This window comes from Helicobacter acinonychis, assembly GCF_900461455.1.
Classification (GTDB): Bacteria; Campylobacterota; Campylobacteria; order Campylobacterales; family Helicobacteraceae; genus Helicobacter; species Helicobacter acinonychis.
Genome location: NZ_UGIA01000001.1, coordinates 1,147,002 through 1,166,707 on the forward strand (window position 1 = coordinate 1,147,002; position 19,706 = coordinate 1,166,707).

The 19,706-nt window shown below is 39.5% G+C and carries 20 protein-coding genes and 2 pseudogenes; 17 read left to right on the top strand and 5 right to left on the bottom strand.

Annotation, left to right across the window (positions count from 1 at the left end; translation table 11 throughout):
- Window positions 1–2: 2 nt before the first annotated feature.
- From DYI00_RS05555 to DYI00_RS05580, 5 genes and pseudogenes are all read right to left on the bottom strand, one after another.
- Window positions 3–578, bottom strand: coding sequence for an SH3 domain-containing protein (locus DYI00_RS05555; protein WP_011577206.1), 576 nt, complete (start codon window positions 576–578; stop codon window positions 3–5).
- Between the two features lie 283 nt (window positions 579–861).
- A pseudogene (locus tag DYI00_RS05560) lies at window positions 862–1,907 on the bottom strand (ABC transporter permease subunit).
- Window positions 1,908–3,633 (bottom strand): annotated as a pseudogene (locus tag DYI00_RS05570) (extracellular solute-binding protein).
- Window positions 3,634–4,614, bottom strand: a complete 981-nt coding sequence (gene trpS / locus DYI00_RS05575) for a tryptophan--tRNA ligase (RefSeq protein ID WP_041600167.1) — start codon at window positions 4,612–4,614, stop codon at window positions 3,634–3,636. It lies immediately after the preceding pseudogene.
- A gap of 69 nt (window positions 4,615–4,683) precedes the next feature.
- Window positions 4,684–5,403 (bottom strand): methyltransferase domain-containing protein, encoded by a 720-nt coding sequence (locus DYI00_RS05580; protein ID WP_041600166.1) that lies wholly within the window; start codon window positions 5,401–5,403, stop codon window positions 4,684–4,686.
- Window positions 5,404–5,525: 122 nt separating this feature from the next.
- On the opposite strand from DYI00_RS05580, the gene secG reads away from it, so the two are divergent.
- The 17 genes from secG (at window position 5,526) to nuoL (ending at window position 19,706) form a co-directional block, all read left to right on the top strand.
- Entirely contained in the window at window positions 5,526–6,089 is a 564-nt protein-coding gene (secG, locus tag DYI00_RS05585) for a preprotein translocase subunit SecG (RefSeq protein ID WP_011577194.1), read from the top strand.
- A complete protein-coding gene (frr, locus tag DYI00_RS05590) occupies window positions 6,089–6,646 on the top strand; it encodes a ribosome recycling factor (RefSeq protein ID WP_011577193.1) in 558 nt (185 codons plus the stop codon). The genes secG and frr overlap by 1 nt, the downstream gene beginning before the upstream one ends.
- Before the next feature lie 3 nt (window positions 6,647–6,649).
- Window positions 6,650–7,255: an orotate phosphoribosyltransferase gene (gene pyrE, locus DYI00_RS05595; RefSeq protein ID WP_011577192.1), complete on the top strand. Its 606-nt coding sequence runs from the start codon at window positions 6,650–6,652 to the stop codon at window positions 7,253–7,255.
- Complete coding sequence (locus tag DYI00_RS05600) at window positions 7,245–7,697, top strand: RDD family protein (protein WP_011577191.1); 453 nt, start codon at window positions 7,245–7,247, stop codon at window positions 7,695–7,697. Before pyrE ends, DYI00_RS05600 begins: the two co-directional genes overlap by 11 nt.
- Window positions 7,697–8,386, top strand: coding sequence for an SIR2 family NAD-dependent protein deacylase (locus tag DYI00_RS05605; RefSeq protein ID WP_011577190.1), 690 nt, complete (start codon window positions 7,697–7,699; stop codon window positions 8,384–8,386). Before DYI00_RS05600 ends, DYI00_RS05605 begins: the two co-directional genes overlap by 1 nt.
- A 367-nt stretch (window positions 8,387–8,753) precedes the next feature.
- A complete protein-coding gene (locus tag DYI00_RS05610; protein ID WP_011577189.1) occupies window positions 8,754–9,155 on the top strand; it encodes an NAD(P)H-quinone oxidoreductase subunit 3 in 402 nt (133 codons plus the stop codon).
- On the top strand, window positions 9,155–9,634 hold the full coding sequence (locus DYI00_RS05615) for a NuoB/complex I 20 kDa subunit family protein (RefSeq protein WP_001183507.1): 480 nt from the start codon (window positions 9,155–9,157) through the stop codon (window positions 9,632–9,634). The genes DYI00_RS05610 and DYI00_RS05615 overlap by 1 nt, the downstream gene beginning before the upstream one ends.
- The gene (locus DYI00_RS05620; protein WP_011577188.1) at window positions 9,634–10,431 is read left to right on the top strand and encodes an NADH-quinone oxidoreductase subunit C; all 798 of its coding nucleotides are present in this window, start codon (window positions 9,634–9,636) and stop codon (window positions 10,429–10,431) included. Before DYI00_RS05615 ends, DYI00_RS05620 begins: the two co-directional genes overlap by 1 nt.
- A gap of 1 nt (window position 10,432) precedes the next feature.
- Window positions 10,433–11,662, top strand: coding sequence for an NADH dehydrogenase (quinone) subunit D (gene nuoD / locus DYI00_RS05625; protein ID WP_011577187.1), 1,230 nt, complete (start codon window positions 10,433–10,435; stop codon window positions 11,660–11,662).
- Window positions 11,659–11,889: an NADH-ubiquinone oxidoreductase subunit E family protein gene (locus tag DYI00_RS05630; RefSeq protein ID WP_011577186.1), complete on the top strand. Its 231-nt coding sequence runs from the start codon at window positions 11,659–11,661 to the stop codon at window positions 11,887–11,889. Before nuoD ends, DYI00_RS05630 begins: the two co-directional genes overlap by 4 nt.
- A gap of 2 nt (window positions 11,890–11,891) precedes the next feature.
- A complete protein-coding gene (locus tag DYI00_RS05635; RefSeq protein WP_041600165.1) occupies window positions 11,892–12,878 on the top strand; it encodes a hypothetical protein in 987 nt (328 codons plus the stop codon).
- Window positions 12,875–15,367, top strand: a complete 2,493-nt coding sequence (locus DYI00_RS05640) for an NADH-quinone oxidoreductase subunit G (protein WP_011577184.1) — start codon at window positions 12,875–12,877, stop codon at window positions 15,365–15,367. Before DYI00_RS05635 ends, DYI00_RS05640 begins: the two co-directional genes overlap by 4 nt.
- Window positions 15,364–16,353 carry an NADH-quinone oxidoreductase subunit NuoH gene (nuoH, locus tag DYI00_RS05645; RefSeq protein ID WP_011577183.1) on the top strand — a complete coding sequence of 330 codons (990 nt, stop codon included), beginning with the start codon at window positions 15,364–15,366 and terminating at the stop codon, window positions 16,351–16,353. The genes DYI00_RS05640 and nuoH overlap by 4 nt, the downstream gene beginning before the upstream one ends.
- Before the next feature lie 9 nt (window positions 16,354–16,362).
- Window positions 16,363–17,025, top strand: a complete 663-nt coding sequence (gene nuoI, locus DYI00_RS05650; protein ID WP_011577182.1) for an NADH-quinone oxidoreductase subunit NuoI — start codon at window positions 16,363–16,365, stop codon at window positions 17,023–17,025.
- On the top strand, window positions 17,018–17,566 hold the full coding sequence (locus tag DYI00_RS05655) for an NADH-quinone oxidoreductase subunit J (RefSeq protein ID WP_011577181.1): 549 nt from the start codon (window positions 17,018–17,020) through the stop codon (window positions 17,564–17,566). The genes nuoI and DYI00_RS05655 overlap by 8 nt, the downstream gene beginning before the upstream one ends.
- On the top strand, window positions 17,563–17,865 hold the full coding sequence (gene nuoK, locus DYI00_RS05660; RefSeq protein ID WP_011577180.1) for an NADH-quinone oxidoreductase subunit NuoK: 303 nt from the start codon (window positions 17,563–17,565) through the stop codon (window positions 17,863–17,865). Before DYI00_RS05655 ends, nuoK begins: the two co-directional genes overlap by 4 nt.
- A gap of 2 nt (window positions 17,866–17,867) precedes the next feature.
- On the top strand, window positions 17,868–19,706 hold the full coding sequence (gene nuoL, locus DYI00_RS05665) for an NADH-quinone oxidoreductase subunit L (RefSeq protein WP_011577179.1): 1,839 nt from the start codon (window positions 17,868–17,870) through the stop codon (window positions 19,704–19,706).

Here is a 19,706-nt window from a genome sequence, read left to right on the forward strand (position 1 = left end):
TTCTATTCAACCTTTTTTAAATACTTTAAAAACACATAGCCCTTTGTTTCTTTAGTGAATTCAACTTCAGCCCAATCTTTTTGGATTTCTAAAACTTTCACGCTTGTATTTTTCAAAAGCAACCCTATGATTTTGCCTTTAATACTAGGAAAGGATCGCACATTCACGCCACTAACGATGACTTTATACTCTAAAGGTTTTTTTCCAATTGCAGGGGTTTTTTGATCGCTTTGAATGGAGGGTGCGTTATTTTGTGTGTTTTGGATCGCTTGCTCTTGTTTGATTTCTTGCTTAATCTCTTGTTTGGCTTCTTCTTCCTGCGAAGCTGTTTCTAAAGGTAAAAGAGTGTTTTTAGTAGGGCTTTCTTCTGTAATAGTTGCAGAGGTATTGGCTTCTTTTTGCTTATGTGAAATCGTGCTGTTTTGGTATTCCATCTCGTTTTTTTCTGCATTTTGGCTTATTTCAATGTGATTTTTTTTCACAGACAAGCCAAGTTCAGCATGCACTAAAACATACGCCAACATAAACCCTAAAACCACCAACGAAGGTTGTCCAAAAAGTTTTAAAAAAGATTTCATCTCTTACCTCAACGATAACAAGAATAAATAATTTTGCTCTTTGTAATGTTTAAATAGCACTTGATTGTATCGCAAAAAATTCAATGGCTAAAACTCATTTCTTTAAGGGGATAGGGGGGTATTTTACGATAATATCCCCCCAACCCCAAGAAGACCGCTTTTTAAAGAGGCTATTGCTTGCTTTAGGCAAGTCCTTTTATATGTTTATTTTTAAAAATGCTAAAAAGCATTTTTTATTACTAACACTTAGTGAGAATAGAGTCGAATCAAAACTTTAAAAACCCTAACGCTTTTCAAAATCAATCCTAGGGTCAATCACCACGCAGAGCAAATCGTTTATCAAACTCGCCACCAAACCTAAAAGCGTGAAAATATAAAGCGATCCAAACACAACAAGATAATCCCTACTCACAATACTTTCATACCCTAAAAGCCCTAACCCATCTAGGCTAAAAACAATCTCGATCAATAAACTTGAGCTAAAAAAACATGCCAAAAAAGCCTGCGGAAAACCCACCACCACTAATAAAATCGCATTACGAAACACATGCACATAAAATATACGCCCCACTGAACAGCCTTTAGCTTTAGCGCTCACCACATAAAGCTTGCCCATTTCATCTAAAAAAGAGTTTTTCACTAAAAGCGTAAGGCTTGCAAAACCCCCTAAAGAAATACAAAGAACAAGCAAAGTGATATGCCATAAATAATCCTTGATTTTACCTAATGCACTCAAACTTTCAAAATCATCGCTCACTAGCCCCTTTAAAGGGAACCAGTGCAAATAATTCCCTCCGGCAAAAAACACGATCAGCACCACCGCAAACAAAAAGGTCGAGATAGCGTTAGCGACAATGATCACCACGCTGCTTATCACATCTAAAGGCTCGTTATTGCGTTTGGCTTTAAAATCCCTAAAGGGATAGAGATAAGGTAAATCAAAAGCGTGCTAAAAAGCCCTAAAGAAATGGATACCGGCAATTTTTCCTTAATCAAGTCTATCACTTTAATCTGGCGATAAAAACTCTCCCCAAAATCAAATTGCAGGTATTTTTTAAGCATGAGCAAGTAGCGCTCTCCTATGAGCTTATCAAAACCATAAAGCTTTTTCAAGCTCTCTACTAAATCGCTCTCTAGCCATTGAGACCCCTATACACACGATCTTTAACGAGGTCTTGGGTTTCTTTGGACTGCGTGTCATTGATTTTATCCATCATCTGATCAATGGGTCCTTTGGGGGCAGATTGGATCAAAAAAAAAATTAATCGTCATGATGGCTAATAAAGTAGAAATAATCAAAAGCAAGCGTTTAAGAATGCAAGCAATCATTTAAAGACCCCTTTCTTTTTTGATCCACCATAAATACGGCGAAAATTCATAGCTAGGGATTATTTCAAGCATGCCGACATAATTATATGTTGCGATCTTGTAATTGGGCAAATAAAAATGTGGCACCGCATAAAACCCCTACAATAGCACCCTATCCATCGCTTGGATCGTGGCTAATTGTTCCTTGTAGTCTTTAGTGTTAATGATTTTTTCAATCAAATCACCTACCGCCTTACTAGAAACGTCCGCATAATTCCTTGTGCCTTTTTCTTTTGCACTCAAAGAGCCAAAATAAAAGCGTTGTTCATTGCCTAGGAAAGACGACTGGCCCATCACCCCCACTATCATGTCAAAATCATAGCTTTTTACCCTATTGACATACTGGCTTAAATCCACTCTTTGGACTTTCATTTCAATCCCTAACACCCTCAAGTTTTTAGCGAAAGCCAGAGCTAATCTTTCAAATGCTGGGCTATTTAAAAGCTAAGAAAAGCCCACGCTTTTTAGAAGCTTTTGAGCGTATTTTAAATTTTCCCTTAAATTATAGCCCAAAACATCAGACCCATCAGTTCTAGGCACGACATAAGGCTCTTTAAAAACCCTTTCATCTAAACTTTTTCATAAGGGGCTGACAGAACTTTTCTTCAGAGCTTGGAAGTGGAGGGGATGCATAAATAGAGTTACTAAAAAAACTGGTGGTGCGTTTGTATTGCGAAAAGAATAAGTTTTTATTCGCCCATTCAAAATCAAACGCATAGAATAAGGTTTCATGCACCCTTTTATCCTTAAAGATTCCACGGCGTGCGTTAAAAAAACCCTTGCATGCCACTTGGCATTTTGTGGGCGATTAAATATTTAGTGATTTCTTTATTTTCTATGGCTTTCCCTACGCAGCCCCTGGCCCAAACTTTAGCCATGCTTTCAATGCACCAATCATACACCCCACTCAAAAAAGCCTGCAAGGCGACGGTTTCATCTTTATAATATTCAAACTTAACTTGATCAAAATTGAATTGCCCCTTTCTGCTAGGCAAATTCCTCGCCCAATAATTAGGGTTTCTTTGGTAGGTGATTTTCTTGCTCACATCAAAAGAAGCGATCACATAAGGGCTACTAGAAACAGAAATGAGCAAAGGGTTTTTTGCAAAATAATCCTTTTGGAATGCTTTTTTGGAAAAGATTTGCAACTGCCCCAAAATGAGAGGCAACTCTCTGTTTTCAGTGGTTTTGAAAGTGAATTTCACACGGTATTTGTCTAAAACCATCATCTCTTTGACATCCTAGTAATACTGCCGATAGAGAGAGGTGATCCTAATTTGATTATCGTATCAAAACTGAATTTCACATCGCTCGCTAAAATGGGGGGATTATCGCTAAGCCTCGCTCTTTCATCTAAAGTAAAAACCACATAGCTATTGTCTTTAGCCACTTGTACATCTTTTGCGATCAAGGGGTATTCTGCAAAGGGTTCGTCTAAACTTTGCACCATTAAAGTGTCATAAATGAGATCCAAGTCTTCGGCTTTAGTGCCTTTGAGCGCAAAAGAGTTAAGGCTGTCAAAAGCCCCTATGGCGTCATTTCTTAAGGCACCGCCTTTTCTGGCGTTAGGGTTAGCGTATTCAAAATGCGTGAAATTGTCTTTGTATTTGGGCTCTTCACCCAAGTATAAATTAAGGTGTAGCCTTAAGAAAACAAAAACCCCTAACCATAAGCCTAAAATTTTCATCTAAACCAACCCCATCAATTCTTTAGCTTTTTGGTAAGTCGCCCTCGCTAAAGGCTTGGCTTTTTCTACGCCATGATTTAAAATGGCTTTCACTTCATCATCGCTGATTTCTTTGTATCTTTCTTGGATGGGTTTTAAAGCTTGAATGATCACTTCAGCCAATTCTTTTTTAAAATCCCCATAGCCTTTATTTCTGAAACGCTCTTCTATGTTTTCTTGACTTTCACCGCTTAAAAGCATGTAGATATTTAAAAGATTAAAAATCCCCTCTCTTGCCGCATCAAATTGAATAGTGCCTATGGAATCCGTGGTCGCTTTTTTGATTTTTCTTACAATAATATCTGGTTCATCTAAAAGAAAGATCGCATGATTAACCCCCTTATGCGATTTACTCATCTTCACTTGCGGTTCATCTAGCCCCATAACCCTTGCCCCTACTTTAGCGATCAAAGGCTCAGGGACTTTAAAGCAGTCTCCAAAATCCCTGTTAAATTTTTCTGCAATGTTTCGTGTGAGCTCTAAATGCTGTTTTTGATCTTCGCCCACTGGCACTAAATCGCTCTGGTATAATAAAATGTCTGACGCCATTAAAATAGGGTAATTGAAAAGCCCCACATTCACGCTTTTAGGGTTTTTTAAAGACTTGTCTTTAAATTGCGTCATTCGTTGCATTTCCCCCATAGACACTTGACAATCTAATAGCCATGCTAAAGCCGGATGCTCATCAACTTCACTTTGGATGAATAACCCAGATTGCTTGGGACTAATCCCACAAGCTAAAAGCAATTTAACGAGATCATAACTTTGAGATTGTAAAATTTTAGGGTCTATGGGGAGAGTGATCGCATGCGAATTGACGACACAAAAAAGGTTTTCATATTCATCTTGCATTTTTACCCAGTGTTTGATCGCTCCTAGATAGTTGCCCAAATGGATTTGCCCTGTTGGTTGAATGCCTGAAAAGACTCGTTTTTTTTGCATGTTATTTCTCATTCATTTAGATTAATGCCATTGTAACCATCTAATTTTAATATTGATTGATTTTAGTTTTTAAGAGCGCCTAATCCCCGAAAATAGTAACACTTCATAACTCAACTTTTCAAACGCCATGTTTTGAAAGAAATGTTTTTTTTGCTTAAAACTCAGCGTTGAACCCCCTAAAAGACCGCATTTTTTAAGGTAATTCAAGCAATCTTGTTTGTGGCTGAAATAAAGGGCGAAGCGCTTGTTTTCCAATTCTATTTGAAAATTTTTAAAAGCGTCTTTGATTAAGGATTTGAGCGTTTTAATATCCCTTAAAGGCGAAGGCGTGCCTAAAAACTCATGCACTTCATGCAAACTAAAATCTGTATGGATCGCTAGTGCGACTTCCTTACTAGAAAAAGCCATTTTTTCTAAAACGCTTTTTAAATCCCTAGCCCATTGCAACGATGAAGAAGATAATATCAAATCATAAGTTTGAAAAACATATTCTTCAAAATCCGCATGCTCTAGAGAAATTTTTTGAATGTTGCTAGAATGCGTGGGGTGTAACTTGAGCATGTTAATAGAATTATCCAGTGCGATAAAGTCTTCAATCATAATATTTTGCTGCTCTAAAGCTTTAAAAACAGCCCCACTCCCTGAGCCTAAGTCCAAAACTTTATCGTAATGTTTTTGTTTTAAAAATTGCATGAGATAGATAGCGATTTGTTGTTGGATATGGGCAAAAAGATGATAAGTTTTTGCATGCCTGTTGAATGCATGCTTATTTGAATGTAAAGAGTCCAACACCACCGCCTTAACACACCGCACTTAAAATTAAGACTAAATTTTAGTGCATTCTTAGCAAATTTTAGATAAGATCAAGCCTAATTTTTTCTAAATTTTAGGAATTTAAGGAATCAGTGTTTATGACAAGCACTCTGTTAGGCTCACAAATTGTTTTAGCGGTATTGATTGTAGTGGTGGTTTTGTTGCAAAAAAGTTCTAGCATCGGTTTAGGGGCTTATAGTGGGAGCAACGAATCTTTATTTGGCGCTAAAGGACCCGCAAGCTTTATGGCGAAATTAACCATGTTTTTAGGTCTTTTATTTGTCATCAACACCATCGCTCTAGGCTATCTTTATAACAAAGAATACGGCAAAAGTATTTTAGATGAAACCAAAACCAACAAAGAGCTTTCGCCTTTGGTCCCTGCCACCGGCACGCTTAACTCTACACTCAATCCCACATTAAACCCAACGCTTAACCCTTTAGAACAAGCCCCCACTAACCCTTTAATACCAAAAGAAGCCCCTAAAACACTCCCTAAAGAAAGCCCCAAAAAGAATGATGTTAAGAAAAACGATGTTAAAAAGAGCGATACCAAAAAAACCAAAGAAAACGCAAAAACGCACCCAACCACCCAGCACAAACCCAAAACGCATGCAACGCAAACCAACGCCCATAAAAACCAAAAAAAGGATGAAAAATAATGTTACAAACGATTTATAACGAAACCAAAGATTTAATGCAAAAGAGTATTCAAGCCTTAAACAGAGAGTTTTCCACTTTAAGGAGCGCGAAAGTTTCAGTCAATATTTTAGATCACATTAAGGTAGATTATTACGGCACACCCACGGCTTTAAACCAAGTCGGCTCCGTGATGAGCTTAGATGCGACTACCCTACAAATTAGCCCTTGGGAAAAAAACCTACTCAAAGAAATTGAAAGGGCCATTCAAGAAGCCAATATCGGCGTCAATCCTAATAACGATGGCGAAACCATTAAGCTTTTTTTCCCACCCATGACAACAGAGCAAAGAAAACTCATCGCAAAAGACGCCAAAGCGATGGGTGAAAAGGCTAAAGTGGCTGTGAGGAATATCCGCCAAGACGCTAATAATAAAGTGAAAAAATTGGAAAAAGACAAAGAAATCAGCGAAGATGAAAGCAAGAAAGCCCAAGAACAGGTGCAAAAAATCACCGATGAAGCCATTAAAAAAATTGATGAAAGCGTGAAAAACAAAGAAGATGCGATTTTAAAGGTCTAAACAATGGATGTCAAAGCATGTTATCAAAACGCTAAAGCGTTGTTGGAGGGGCATTTCTTACTCAGTAGCGGGTTTCATTCTAACTACTATTTGCAATCTGCTAAAGTGTTGGAAAACCCTAAATTAGCCGAACAATTAGCGCTAGAATTAGCCAAACAAATTCAAAACGCTCGTTTAAACATTGAATGCGTGTGCTCGCCTGCCATTGGGGGGATTTTAGCCGGGTATGAGCTTGCAAGGGCTTTGGGTGTGCGTTTTATTTTTACCGAAAGAGTGAATGGCGTTATGGCGTTAAGGCGTGGTTTTGAAGTCAAGCCAAATGAAAAAATTTTAGTGTGTGAAGACATTATCACTACAGGAAAATCCGCTATGGAATGCGCTAAAGTTTTAGAAGAAAAGGGTGCTCACATCGTGGCTTTTGCCGCTCTAGCTAATCGGGGTATTTGCAAACGCACCCATTCTTCTTTAAAGGCTCAAGAGGATGCATGTTTGCCTAGCGAACTGCCTCTTTTTGCTTTAGAAGATTTTGTTTTTGACATGCATGAGCCTAAGCATTGCCCTTTATGTACCACTAGCGTTGCTATCAAACCGGGAAGTCGTGGCAACTAAAAAAAATAAAACCCTAGAAAAAAAACAAGCGTTAGAAAGCCCCTTAAAAGGGCTGAATCTCTCTTTACGCTTAAAGGCCTTTATCACCGATATTTTTATGATTTATACCCCCATGCTTTACATCATGACTTACATGATTTTAGGGAGTGCGAAGGATTTTAGGGAAAATCAAAGCGCGATTTTTTTGTGTCTCCTTTTTTACGCTCTAACGCACAGCTTTTTTATCGCTTTTAAATCCCAAAGCCCTGGTATGCGTTACGCTCGTTTTAGATTAGTCAAAAATAATGGCGAAAGAGTGGGCTTTTTTTTGGCGTTGTGGCGCTTTATTTTGTGGGTATTGAGCATGGGGTTACTCGTGGGGTTTGTTGCACCTTTTATTTTTAAGTTGTTTTTGCATGACAAATTCAGCGGCACTCATATTGAAACCATCAAGGAGGAATAGTGAAAAATTTAGTGATCTTAAGTGGGGCTGGCATTTCAGCAGAAAGTGGGATTAAAACCTTTAGAGACGCCAATGGCTTGTGGGAAGGGCATGACATCATGGAAGTCGCTTCGCCTTATGGCTGGAAAAAGAACCCACAAAAAGTGTTGGATTTTTACAATCAAAGGTGCAGACAGCTTTTTGAAGTCTATCCTAACAAAGCCCACAAGACTCTAGCGGAATTAGAAAAACACTATCAAGTCAATATTATCACCCAAAATGTAGATGATTTGCATGAAAGGGCGGGCTCTTCTTGCATTTTACACTTGCATGGGGAATTGTTGAGCGTTCGCAGTGAAAAAGATCCTCATTTGGTTTATAGGTGGGAAAAGGACTTGAATTTAGGCGATTTAGCCCAAGATAAAGTGCAATTACGCCCTGATATTGTGTGGTTTGGCGAAGCTGTCCCCTTGCTTAAAGAAGCGATTTCTTTAGTCAAACAAGCGCATGTTTTAATCATCATTGGCACTTCTTTGCAAGTCTATCCCGCAGCCAGTCTCTACACGCATGCCCATAAAGACGCTCTTATTTATTACATTGACCCTAAAGCTAAAAACGCCCATTTACCCCAAAATATCCAATGCATTAATGAAAGTGCAGTGAATGCCATGCATAATTTAATGCCTAAACTCATAGAGATGGCCTCTTAAGAGGTTTTTAAATCTTTTTGAGATCCGTTATCATTGAATGATAAAATTTAAAAATGCTTAAAGGCTTTTTTAAAACTAATATAATAAATAGCTTGATTTTAATCAAGCGATAGCCTCTTTAAAAAGCGGTCTTCTTGGGGTTAGTGGGATTTAGTTGGGGGTTAAGGGGGATATTATCGTAAAATACCCCCCTATCCCCTTAAAGAAATGAGTTTAACACAAAGTAACTAAAACCCTATTTTTTAAGAGATTAAAAATAAGGTTTTAAGTGTCTAATTTTTATTTTTTCAGCTAACGATTAGCAAAAACATGGTTTAATTGGTTTCATCATTTGCTAAAAGTAATAATATAAGGAGTTTGAGGTCTGATGCAACAAGCCACAGAAGCATTGAATCACCCCTATTTTGGCGTTTTTATTTTACTGGTATTCACTTTTTGGGTGTTTAACTTAACCTTAAGGATCCAAAGGTTTTTAAGCCGAAAGATGGCTCAAAAAAAGGGCGAAAAGCTCAAGCTCGCTCCCTATGAGTGTGGACCTGTGGCTCTCAAGCAACCTAATAGAGTGTCGCACCATTTCTATATCATGGCCATGCTTTTTATTTTATTTGATGTAGAGATCGTTTTCATGTTCCCTTGGGCGATTGATTTTAAAAAGTTAGGCTTGTTTGGGCTCGTTGAAATGCTAGGCTTTGTTTTCTTTTTAACGATTGGTTTTATTTACGCTTTAAAGCGAAATGCTTTGAGTTGGCAAAATTTAGAGGTGAAATAATGCAACAAGCACCGGTTGTTCTAAGCACTTTGGATAAATTATTGAATTGGGGGCGTTCTAATTCGCTTTGGCCCTTAACCTATGGCTTGGCGTGTTGTGCGATTGAGATGATGGCAACAGGGGGTTCAAGGTTTGATTTTGATAGATTTGGCACGATCTTTAGAGCGAGTCCTAGACAATCTGATGTGATGATTATCGCTGGCACGCTCACTAAAAAACATGCCGAGTTTATGCGTAGGCTTTATGATCAAATGCCTGAGCCTAAATGGGTGATTTCTATGGGGAGTTGCGCTAATACGGGTGGGATGTTTAACACTTATGCGACCGTTCAAGGAGCGGATAGGATCATTCCTGTGGATATTTATTTACCCGGTTGTGCACCACGCCCAGAGACTTTACAATACGCTCTTATGGTTTTGCAAGATAAAATCAGACGCTCTAAAGCGATCAAACAAGATGCCCCAAAAAGGTTAGTGTAATGGTAAGAAAACAATCCCCCTATGAAGATGTGCAAAAACAATCACGCCAGCATGACCCCTATAAAATCATAGAGCCTACCCCTAAAAAATATTTAGAGGGCAGTGCTTATGAAGTTATCTATAACCACCTTTCTTACAAGCATGAAATTTTAGACAAATACATAGAAACTAACACGGCTGTGTTTTGGATCAAAAAAGAAGATATTTTTTCTATCGCTACGATTTTACGGCATTTGGGGTATGAATCTTTAAGCGAGATGAGTGCGATAGATTTATGCGCTAAAAAAGGGCATTTTGAATTGTTTTATCAATTTGTGGGTTTTAGCGACAGTTGTAAAAACCGCCGTAGGGTGCGTATAAAATGCGTTTTATTGCCTAATGAGAGCGTGGATTCTTTAAGTTTTTTATACCGATCGGCTAATTGGAGCGAAAGGGAAGCGTATGATATGTTTGGCATTGTGTTTGACAAACACCCCTATTTAAAACGCCTTATCATGCCGCATGATTGGGTAGGACACCCCTTGTTGCGCTCTTATCCGCTTAAGGGCGATGAATTTGCCCAATGGTATGAGGTGGATAAGATTTTTGGTAAAGAATACAGAGAAGTGGTGGGTAAAGAGCAACGAGACAGTGCGAGAGTGGATGAAAAAGACACTTTCAATTTTGCAAAAATTGGCTATGAGCAAGGCAAGGGCGAAGAGTTGAAAGAAATAGAAGAAAAACATGTGTTTAAAAAAATCCCTTTTGTCAAAGATTTACACAAAATGACCCCTACTATCTTAAAAAAGAGATTATAAAATGGCTCAAAATTTCACGAAACTCAACCCCCAATTTGAAAACATCATTTTTGAACATGACGATAACCAAATGGTGCTAAACTTTGGCCCCCAACACCCCTCTAGCCATGGGCAATTGCGCTTGATTTTAGAATTAGAGGGCGAAAGAATCATTAAGGCTACCCCTGAAATTGGCTACTTGCACAGGGGTTGTGAGAAGTTGGGCGAAAACATGACCTATAATGAATACATGCCCACTACTGATAGGTTGGATTACACTTCTTCTGCTAGCAATAATTACGCTTACGCCCATGCGGTAGAGACCTTGCTCAATTTAGAAATCCCACGCCGAGCGCAAGTGATCCGCACGATTTTACTAGAGCTTAACCGCATGATTTCACACATCTTTTTTATCAGCGTGCATGCTTTAGATGTGGGGGCGATGAGCGTGTTTTTGTATGCGTTTAAGACAAGGGAACATGGGTTGGATTTGATGGAGGATTATTGCGGAGCTAGGCTCACGCATAACGCTATAAGGATTGGGGGCGTGCCTTTAGATTTACCCCCTAACTGGCTAGAAGGCTTGAAAAAATTCTTAGGCGAAATGAGGGAATGCAAAAAACTCATTCAAGGCTTATTGGATAAAAACCGCATTTGGCGGATGCGTTTGGAAAATGTGGGCGTTGTCACGCCAAAAATGGCGCAAAGTTGGGGCATGAGCGGTATCATGTTAAGAGGAACGGGAATTGCCTATGATATTAGAAAAGAAGAGCCTTACGAACTTTATAGAGAGCTTGATTTTGATGTGCCGGTGGGCAATTATGGCGATAGCTATGACAGGTATTGTTTGTATATGTTAGAAATTGATGAAAGCATTCGCATCATTGAACAACTCATTCCTATGTATGCCAAAACCGATACGCCTATTATGGCTCAAAATCCGCATTACATTTCTGCCCCTAAAGAAGATATAATGACGCAAAACTACGCCTTGATGCAGCATTTTGTTTTAGTCGCTCAAGGCATGCGTCCGCCCATTGGGGAAGTGTATGCTCCCACAGAAAGCCCTAAAGGGGAATTAGGGTTTTTTATCCATTCAGAGGGCGAGTCTTACCCACATAGATTAAAAATCAGAGCCCCAAGCTTTTATCACATTGGATCGTTAGGCGATATTTTAGTGGGGCAGTATTTAGCGGATGCGGTAACCGTGATTGGATCAACCAATGCGGTATTTGGCGAGGTGGATAGATGAAACGCTTTGATTTACGCCCCTTAAAAGCGGATATTTTTGAACGATTAGAAGAATTGATTGAAAAAGAAATGCAATTTGGTGAAGTCGCCATTTTTATGTTTGAAGTGGGGGATTTTTCCAATATCCCTAAAAGCGCTGAATTTATTCAAACTAAAGGGCATGAGCTTCTCAATTCTTTGCGTTTCAATCAAGCGGATTGGACGATTGTCGTGAGAAAAAAGGCTTGATTTTGAGTGGCTTTAACCCCTTAAATTCTCCCTTAATCGCAAGCTCTTCTCTTAGCTTAAAAGAGATCTATTATTTAGAAAAATTATCCCTTAAAAAAGGGTTTAAGTTCAATTACAAGATGACTGAAAATGATTTAAGTCTTTTAAAAAAAAGCGATTTGTGCGTTTTGTTTGGGGGGTTTTCAAACGCTTGTTTGAATGAAAATGAACGATTAATTTTAGAAAGCATCAACCAATCAAAACTCCCTTACGCCTTATTAAGACCCTTACAAGATACGAGAGATTTGCAAGAAACTTGCCTTTTTGCGTCTTATGAAATTAACACTGAAGTGGCGGTTTTAACTTTAATCTTAAGGGGTATTTTAGAAAAAACTTCCCAATTAAAAGGGCATGTTTTAGAAAACATTGATGTGGGGTATTTAAGCTCTGAAGCCAACATGAGCGAAGAAGAATTGCAAGAGCTTATCGCATTGATTGTTAAAGCGAAAAAAGGGGTGCTTGCAATCAATAGAGAAATCACAAAACACATGGATAGCGTGTTTTTATATGCCCTTTTAAGCGGGTTGCAAAACTACCTAGAAATTTTACACATTCCTTGTAATGATTCAGGTGCAACACCTGTTTTTTACCATTCAAAAGATAAAGAATTGTTGCTAGAAGCAGCCCTAAAAGAGAGCATTTCACCTTTTAAGGTGCAACTCCAACCAAAAGATTTAGAGCTTTTAGAACAAATCAGTGAAGCTAACGGCTCGTTTGTCTATGTTTCCAATAAGAGCCTTGAAACCCCAAAACTATATTTTTCCAAACAATTTAAAATCGCCAATAAAATCCAGCATTCCAAAGCCCCTTTTCAAATCTCAGACAAAACGATAGAATGCGAATTAGAAGAAAGCCCTTATTTGAAAGGCTTGGTTGCGATTTTAGAAGGAGCGTTTTTTGACACTTACCCCTATATCCCTATTTTATCCCACTCTCAAGGAATTTCATGATCACAATGAATATCAATGGCAAAATGATTGAATGCCAAGAGGGACAAAGCGTTTTAGAAGCCGCTAGGAGCGTTGGGATTTACATCCCTACTATTTGTTATTTAAGCGGTTGCTCGCCCACGGTCGCATGCAAAATGTGTATGGTTGAAATGGATGGTAAACGCATTTATAGTTGCAACACGAAAGCCAAAAACAACGCCGTTATCCTTACGAACACCCCCACGCTTATGGATGAGAGAAAAAGCATCATGCAAACCTATGATGTCAATCACCCCCTAGAATGCGGCGTGTGCGATAAGAGCGGGGAGTGCGAATTGCAAGACATGACGCATTTAACCGGCGTAGAGCACCAGCCCTATGCAGTGGCTGATGATTTTAAAGCCCTAGATTCATGGGCAAAAGCCTTGTATGATCCTAATTTGTGCATCATGTGTGAAAGGTGTGTAACCACTTGTAAAGACAATGTGGGGGAAAACAACCTGAAAGCCACCAAAGCCGACTTGCACGCCCCAGATAAGTTTAAAGACAGCATGTCCAAGGACGCTTTTAGCGTGTGGAGTCGTAAGCAAAAAGGCATTATTTCTTTTGTGGGCAGTGCGCCTTGCTATGATTGTGGGGAATGTATTGCGGTATGCCCTGTGGGTGCTTTGAGTTACAAAGATTTCGCTTACACGGCTAACGCATGGGAATTGAAAAAAATCCATTCTACATGCTCGCATTGTTCAGCTGGGTGTTTGATTTCTTATGATGTGCGCCATTTTGACACTCTAGGCGAAGAATCTAAGATTTTTAGGGTGCTTAATGATTTTTATCATAACCCTATTTGTGGGGCAGGCCGTTTCGCTTTTGATGTGAGCTCTAGTCCTAAAGGCAGTGCTAATCTTAAAGAAGCCCAAAACGCTCTCAAAGAATGCGATGCGGTGCGAATAGGAGGAGATGCCACTAATGAAGAGGTGTTTTTAATAGAGCGTTTGAGGAAAGAGTTGAATTTTAAAATCTACAACAAAGATTTATACCCTTTCCAACAATTTTTAAAAGTATTGGGCGAGATTAAACGCCCTAGCATTGAAGAAATTAAAACTTCTAATTTAGTCATCACGATCGGATCTTCTATCAAAACAGAAAACCCACTCGTGCGCTATGCCATTAATAACGCCCTCAAGCTCAATAAAGCTTCTTTAATCGCTATGCACCCTATCAAGGATAACGCTTTAGCGAATTTGTGCCGAAGCTCTTTTTGTATCACCCATGAAGTGGGGGCTGAAGAAATCCTTTTAGGCATGCTTTTAAAAATGCTTAATATTGAAAGTGTGGCTCTAAAAAGTTTAGAAGATTCCAAGCAAGATATTGCAGATGAAGCGGCCCTTAAAGCTTTAGAAGAAGAAAGGAAAAAAACTTTAGAACAAGCCAATCAAGGGTGCAGTCTTGAAGAAAATAAAGCAGAGAGTACAGAAAACAAGGAAGAAAACAAAACGGAGAATAAAGAAGAAAAACTCCCTACCAAAACCACTTATTTGTTGCTTGAAGAAGTAGGGATCAACTTAGAAACTTATGAAAAAATCCTGACTCTTTTGCAAAAATCAAACAACACCTTGTTGGTTGTAGGCGAAGAAATTTATCGCCACAAACAAGCCCACAATATCGCTAAAATGTTGCGTTTACTGGTCCAAAAAAGCGCTGTTAAACTCATTCTTATCCCTCCAAGTGCAAACGCTTTAGGCATCGTTTCGCTTTGTGAATTGAGCGAAGAAATTTTTGAACATGAAAAAATCGTAGGCATTCGCGCTCAAGGGGATTTCACTATCAATAGCGATGAAAAGGTTTTTGGAAAAGACGCTGTGAGCGCAGTGGATTTCATTCTACCCAGTCTCAACCAGCTAGAAGGCACGATCACTAATATTGAAGGGCGTGTGTTGCCCTTAAAACCGGCTTTAAGATTTGAAGGCTATGACTTGAGCGATATTATGCAAGGCTTTAGCTTTGTGGAAGAAAATCTAGTTGAATACACCCATAAACTCCCTAAAGAAGCGGGTTTTAAAGCCATAGAATTTGATCGTTTAACCAACTATTTCACTAACGACAGGGCCAATCATAGGGGCTATGAACTAGAAACAAGCCATTTTGAAAAGAGTGCTAAAGAACACGAAGAAACAGAATGCGAGCCTATCAAACCCCTAAAAGAAAAAATCGCTTTCAACGCGTATTTAAAATACCCAGAAACGCAATTCAATAACGCTACCAATAAAAGCGAAAATTTGCAATTAAAGGCCGGTATCTATGTGTCTAAAGCTTTCTTAAAGAAATTAAATAAAGAAGTGGGGCAACATATCACTTTGGCTAAAGAAGAAGAGGAATTGATGGGTATTTTGTATCTTGATGAAAGCTTGGATCAAGAGGTGTTTGTTGTTTCGCCTTCTCTTTTAGGGAATGGTTCTAACTTTTTTAAAGAGAGCGTGTTTGATAGCGTGGATTTAAAGGAGCAAGCATGAGCGCTTATATCATTGAAACTTTGATTAAAATTTTGATTTTAGTCGCTGTTTTTTCGGCTTTAGGGGGTTTTGCCACCTATATCGAAAGGAAAGTGTTAGCCTATTTCCAACGCCGTTTAGGGCCTTCTTATGTGGGGCCTTTTGGGCTTTTACAAGTCGCAGCAGATGGCATTAAGCTTTTCACCAAAGAAGACATTATCCCCCAAGGCGCGAATAAGTTGATTTTCACCCTAGCGCCCATTATTGCGATGGTGAGTGCATTTGTGTCCATGGCGCCTATCCCCTTTTTCCCTAATTTCACTCTGTTTGGCTATGAGATCAAGCCCATTATTTCTGACATTAACATTGGCTTTTTATTTTTCTTAGCCGTGGGTGCAGCAGGGATTTATGCACCCATTTTAGCTGGGCTTGCTTCTAATAATAAATACTCTTTAATTGGATCAGCAAGAGCGACGATCCAACTGCTCAGCTTTGAAGTGGTAAGCACCTTAACCATTCTAGCCCCTTTAATGGTGGTAGGATCGCTTTCTTTAGTAGAGATCAATAATTACCAAAGCGGTGGGTTTTTAGACTGGCTTGTTTTCAAGCAACCTTTAGCGTTTATTTTATTTTTGATCGCAAGCTATGCTGAATTGAATCGAACGCCCTTTGACTTGCTAGAGCATGAAGCCGAGATCGTAGCTGGGTATTGCACCGAATACAGCGGTTTGAAATGGGGCATGTTCTTTTTGGCAGAATACGCACATTTATTCGCTTTTTCTTTTGTGATTTCTATCGTGTTTTTTGGTGGGTTTAACGCATGGGGCTTTATCCCTGGAGGCATAGCGATTTTGATTAAAGTAAGCTTTTTTGTCTTTTTGTCCATGTGGGTTAGAGCGACTTACCCGCATGTGCGCCCAGACCAACTGATGAACATGTGTTGGAAAATCATGTTGCCTTTAGCGCTATTGAACATTGTGCTAACAGGCGTTATTATTTTAATTTAAGGAGGTTTTATGGCTAAACAAGAATACAAACAACTTCCTAAACGAGCCGAAATCCATAGCGCGACAGAGCAATTTAAAGACACCATTAAAACAAGCTTGGGTTTGGATCTATTCAAAGGGCTAGGCCTTACGATCAAGGAATTTTTTAGCCCTAGCGTAACCATCCATTATCCCATGGAGCAACTCCCTTTAAGCCCACGCTATCGTGCGGTGCATAATTTGCAACGGCTTTTAGACTCAGGCTCTGAAAGGTGTATTGGCTGTGGGTTGTGCGAAAAGATTTGCACGAGCAATTGCATAAGGATCATCACGCATAAGGGCGAAGACAACCGCAAAAAGATTGATTCTTACACAATCAATTTGGGGCGCTGTATTTATTGCGGATTGTGTGCAGAAGTTTGCCCCGAATTAGCGATCGTGATGGGGAATCGTTTTGAAAACGCTAGTACCCAACGCTCCCAATACGGATCTAAAAGCGAGTTTTTAACGAGCGAGCAAGACGCTAAAGATTGCTCGCATGCCGAGTTTTTAGGCTTTGGTTTTGTAAGCCCTAACTATAACGAACGCATGCAAGCCACCCCTTTAGATTATGTCCAAGAGCCTTCAAAAGAAGAATCAAAAAAAGAAACTCCAACAAGCCCAGAGGCCAACAAGGGAGATGAAAATGTTTGAAACCATTGCCTTTTATTTCTTTGCGATCCTTACTTTGAGCATGGCGTTAGTGGTGATCACGACCACAAACATTCTCTATGCCATTACCGCTCTTGCTAGTAGCATGGTTTTTATCTCTGCTTTTTTCTTTTTGTTAGACGCTGAGTTTTTGGGCGTGGTGCAAATCACGGTGTATGTGGGCGCGGTCATTGTGATGTATGCTTTTGGCATGATGTTTTTCAACTCTGCTGCGGAAGTGATTGAACGAAAACAAAGCCCTAAAATCTTATGCATTCTTTCGTTTGGAGTCGCGGTATTACTCACTTTGATTTTAAGCGCGCCTAGCATTGGCGAAAACCTTTCTAAACAAGTCAATCCCAACGCTATTGATGTGCAAATCTCTAACATTAAAGCGATTGGCTATGTGCTCTTTACAGATTATCTCATCCCTTTTGAAGCGGCAGCCTTAATGCTTTTAGTCGCTATGGTTGGAGGCATCGCCACAGGGATCCAAAAAATCCATGGGAAAAGCCATGCACAATTTATAAAGGAATCTCTATGATAGGGTTAAACCACTATTTGATTGTTTCAGGGTTGCTTTTTTGCATCGGTTTAGCGGGCATGCTGAAGCGCAAAAACATACTCTTACTCTTTTTTTCTACAGAAATCATGCTCAATGCGATCAATATCGGTTTTATAGCGATTTCTAAATACATACACAATTTAGATGGGCAGATGTTTGCACTCTTTATTATCGCTATTGCCGCTAGTGAGGTTGCTATTGGTTTGGGATTGGTGATTTTATGGTTTAAGAAATTCAAAAGCCTAGATATTGATTCTTTAAACGCTATGAAAGGTTAAGCATGCAGTATTCTTCTTGGCTGTCTGTCGTGTTGTTTTTGCCTTTAATCGGTGCGATTTATGCAGGGGTGTTTGGGGCTAAAGCGAAAGCGTTGCATGTGGGTGTTTTTAATTCTTTATGCGTGCTAGTCTCTTTAATTGGCGCGGTGATCCTTTTCATTCAAGCATGGCACCATCAAAGCTATGAAAAATATTTATTTGATTGGATCGTGGTGGGGAATTTTAAAGTGGGCTTTTCTCTCATGCTAGATAATGTCAATGCCGTCATGATTGTCGTGGTTACTTTAGTTTCTTTATTAGTGCATGTGTATTCCATAGGTTACATGGAGCATGATGAAGGGTTTAACCGCTATTTTTCCTATCTCAGTGGCTTTGTGTTTTCCATGCTGGTTTTGGTGTTGAGCGATAATTTCTTAGGGCTTTTCATTGGCTGGGAAGGGGTGGGGCTATGCTCTTACTTGCTCATTGGCTTTTGGTATCATAAAGAGAGTGCAAACAACGCCTCCATTGAAGCCTTTGTGATGAACCGGATCACGGATTTAGGCATGCTCATGGGGATTATTTTGATTTATTGGAATTTTGGCACGCTCCAATATAAGGAAGTCTTTAGTGCCCTTAATACCACCGATTATACAATGCTCTTTTACATCAGCGTGTTCCTTTTCATTGGCGCTATGGGTAAGAGCGCGCAATTCCCTATGCACACATGGCTAGCCAACGCTATGGAAGGGCCTACCCCTGTGTCTGCTCTCATCCATGCAGCGACGATGGTAACCGCTGGGGTGTATCTAGTCATTAGAGCCAACCCTTTGTATAGTGCGGTTTTTGAAGTGGGTTATTTTATTGCATGCTTAGGGGCGTTTGTGGCTCTTTTTGGAGCGAGCATGGCTTTAGTCAATAAGGATCTAAAACGCATTGTGGCTTATTCCACGCTTTCTCAATTGGGCTATATGTTTGTAGCAGCCGGTCTTGGGGCTTATGCAATCGCGCTTTTCCATCTCTTTACGCATGCGTTTTTCAAATCGCTCCTTTTCTTAGGTTCAGGGAATGTGATGCATGCGATGGAAGACAATTTGGATATTACTAAAATGGGTGCTTTATACAAACCCATGAAAGTTACGGCTATTTTTATGATTATAGGCTCAGTGGCCTTGTGCGGGATTTATCCTTTTGCCGGATACTTTTCTAAAGACAAAATTTTAGAAGTTGCCTTTGGCATGCACCACCACATTTTATGGTTTATGCTTTTAATTGGGGCGATCTTTACCGCTTTTTATAGCTTTAGATTGATCATGCTTGTCTTTTTTGCACCCAAACAACACGAAATCAACCACCCCCATGAGGCTAAAAATTTCATGCTTTTAAGCATGCTGCCATTAGGGATTTTAGCGGTCATTGCTGGGTTTTTTGAAGAGCCGTTTTTCCATTTTATTTCTCAAGTGATCCCTAGTGTTGGAGAATACCCCATCCCGCTCGCTCTTTTGATCAGTGTTACCACCATTGTGGTGTTATTGAGCATTGCCTATGCTATCTTTAAATATAAAAATGGTATCACTTCCAAAAAAGAGGGGGGCTTTTTATACAAGCTCTTACTCAACCAATACTATATCCCACAACTTTATCAAGGGATTGTAAAAATTTTTAGTGCCCTCGCTTTATTTTTGCACCAAGTCGTGGAGTTAAGGATCATTGACGCGATCGTGGATACTATAGGGAGAAGCGTTTTTGTTATAGGGCGTGTGTTTAGAGCCAGTCAAGATGGGAATTTAACCTCCATGCTGCGCTTCATGGTGGCTGGGGTTTTAATCTTATTAGCGTTTGTGGCTGTTTTTTGGAGATAA

Excerpts from the sequence above, each read along its gene's own strand:
- DYI00_RS05555 (WP_011577206.1), bottom strand. The coding sequence starts at position 578 with ATGAAATCTTTTTTAAAACTTTTTGGACAACCTTCGTTGGTGGTTTTA.
- trpS (WP_041600167.1), bottom strand. The coding sequence starts at position 4,614 with ATGCAAAAAAAACGAGTCTTTTCAGGCATTCAACCAACAGGGCAAATC.
- secG (WP_011577194.1), top strand. The coding sequence starts at position 5,526 with ATGACAAGCACTCTGTTAGGCTCACAAATTGTTTTAGCGGTATTGATT.
- frr (WP_011577193.1), top strand. The coding sequence starts at position 6,089 with ATGTTACAAACGATTTATAACGAAACCAAAGATTTAATGCAAAAGAGT.
- pyrE (WP_011577192.1), top strand. The coding sequence starts at position 6,650 with ATGGATGTCAAAGCATGTTATCAAAACGCTAAAGCGTTGTTGGAGGGG.
- DYI00_RS05610 (WP_011577189.1), top strand. The coding sequence starts at position 8,754 with ATGCAACAAGCCACAGAAGCATTGAATCACCCCTATTTTGGCGTTTTT.
- DYI00_RS05615 (WP_001183507.1), top strand. The coding sequence starts at position 9,155 with ATGCAACAAGCACCGGTTGTTCTAAGCACTTTGGATAAATTATTGAAT.
- DYI00_RS05620 (WP_011577188.1), top strand. The coding sequence starts at position 9,634 with ATGGTAAGAAAACAATCCCCCTATGAAGATGTGCAAAAACAATCACGC.
- nuoD (WP_011577187.1), top strand. The coding sequence starts at position 10,433 with ATGGCTCAAAATTTCACGAAACTCAACCCCCAATTTGAAAACATCATT.
- DYI00_RS05630 (WP_011577186.1), top strand. The coding sequence starts at position 11,659 with ATGAAACGCTTTGATTTACGCCCCTTAAAAGCGGATATTTTTGAACGA.
- DYI00_RS05640 (WP_011577184.1), top strand. The coding sequence starts at position 12,875 with ATGATCACAATGAATATCAATGGCAAAATGATTGAATGCCAAGAGGGA.
- nuoH (WP_011577183.1), top strand. The coding sequence starts at position 15,364 with ATGAGCGCTTATATCATTGAAACTTTGATTAAAATTTTGATTTTAGTC.
- nuoI (WP_011577182.1), top strand. The coding sequence starts at position 16,363 with ATGGCTAAACAAGAATACAAACAACTTCCTAAACGAGCCGAAATCCAT.
- DYI00_RS05655 (WP_011577181.1), top strand. The coding sequence starts at position 17,018 with ATGTTTGAAACCATTGCCTTTTATTTCTTTGCGATCCTTACTTTGAGC.
- nuoK (WP_011577180.1), top strand. The coding sequence starts at position 17,563 with ATGATAGGGTTAAACCACTATTTGATTGTTTCAGGGTTGCTTTTTTGC.
- nuoL (WP_011577179.1), top strand. The coding sequence starts at position 17,868 with ATGCAGTATTCTTCTTGGCTGTCTGTCGTGTTGTTTTTGCCTTTAATC.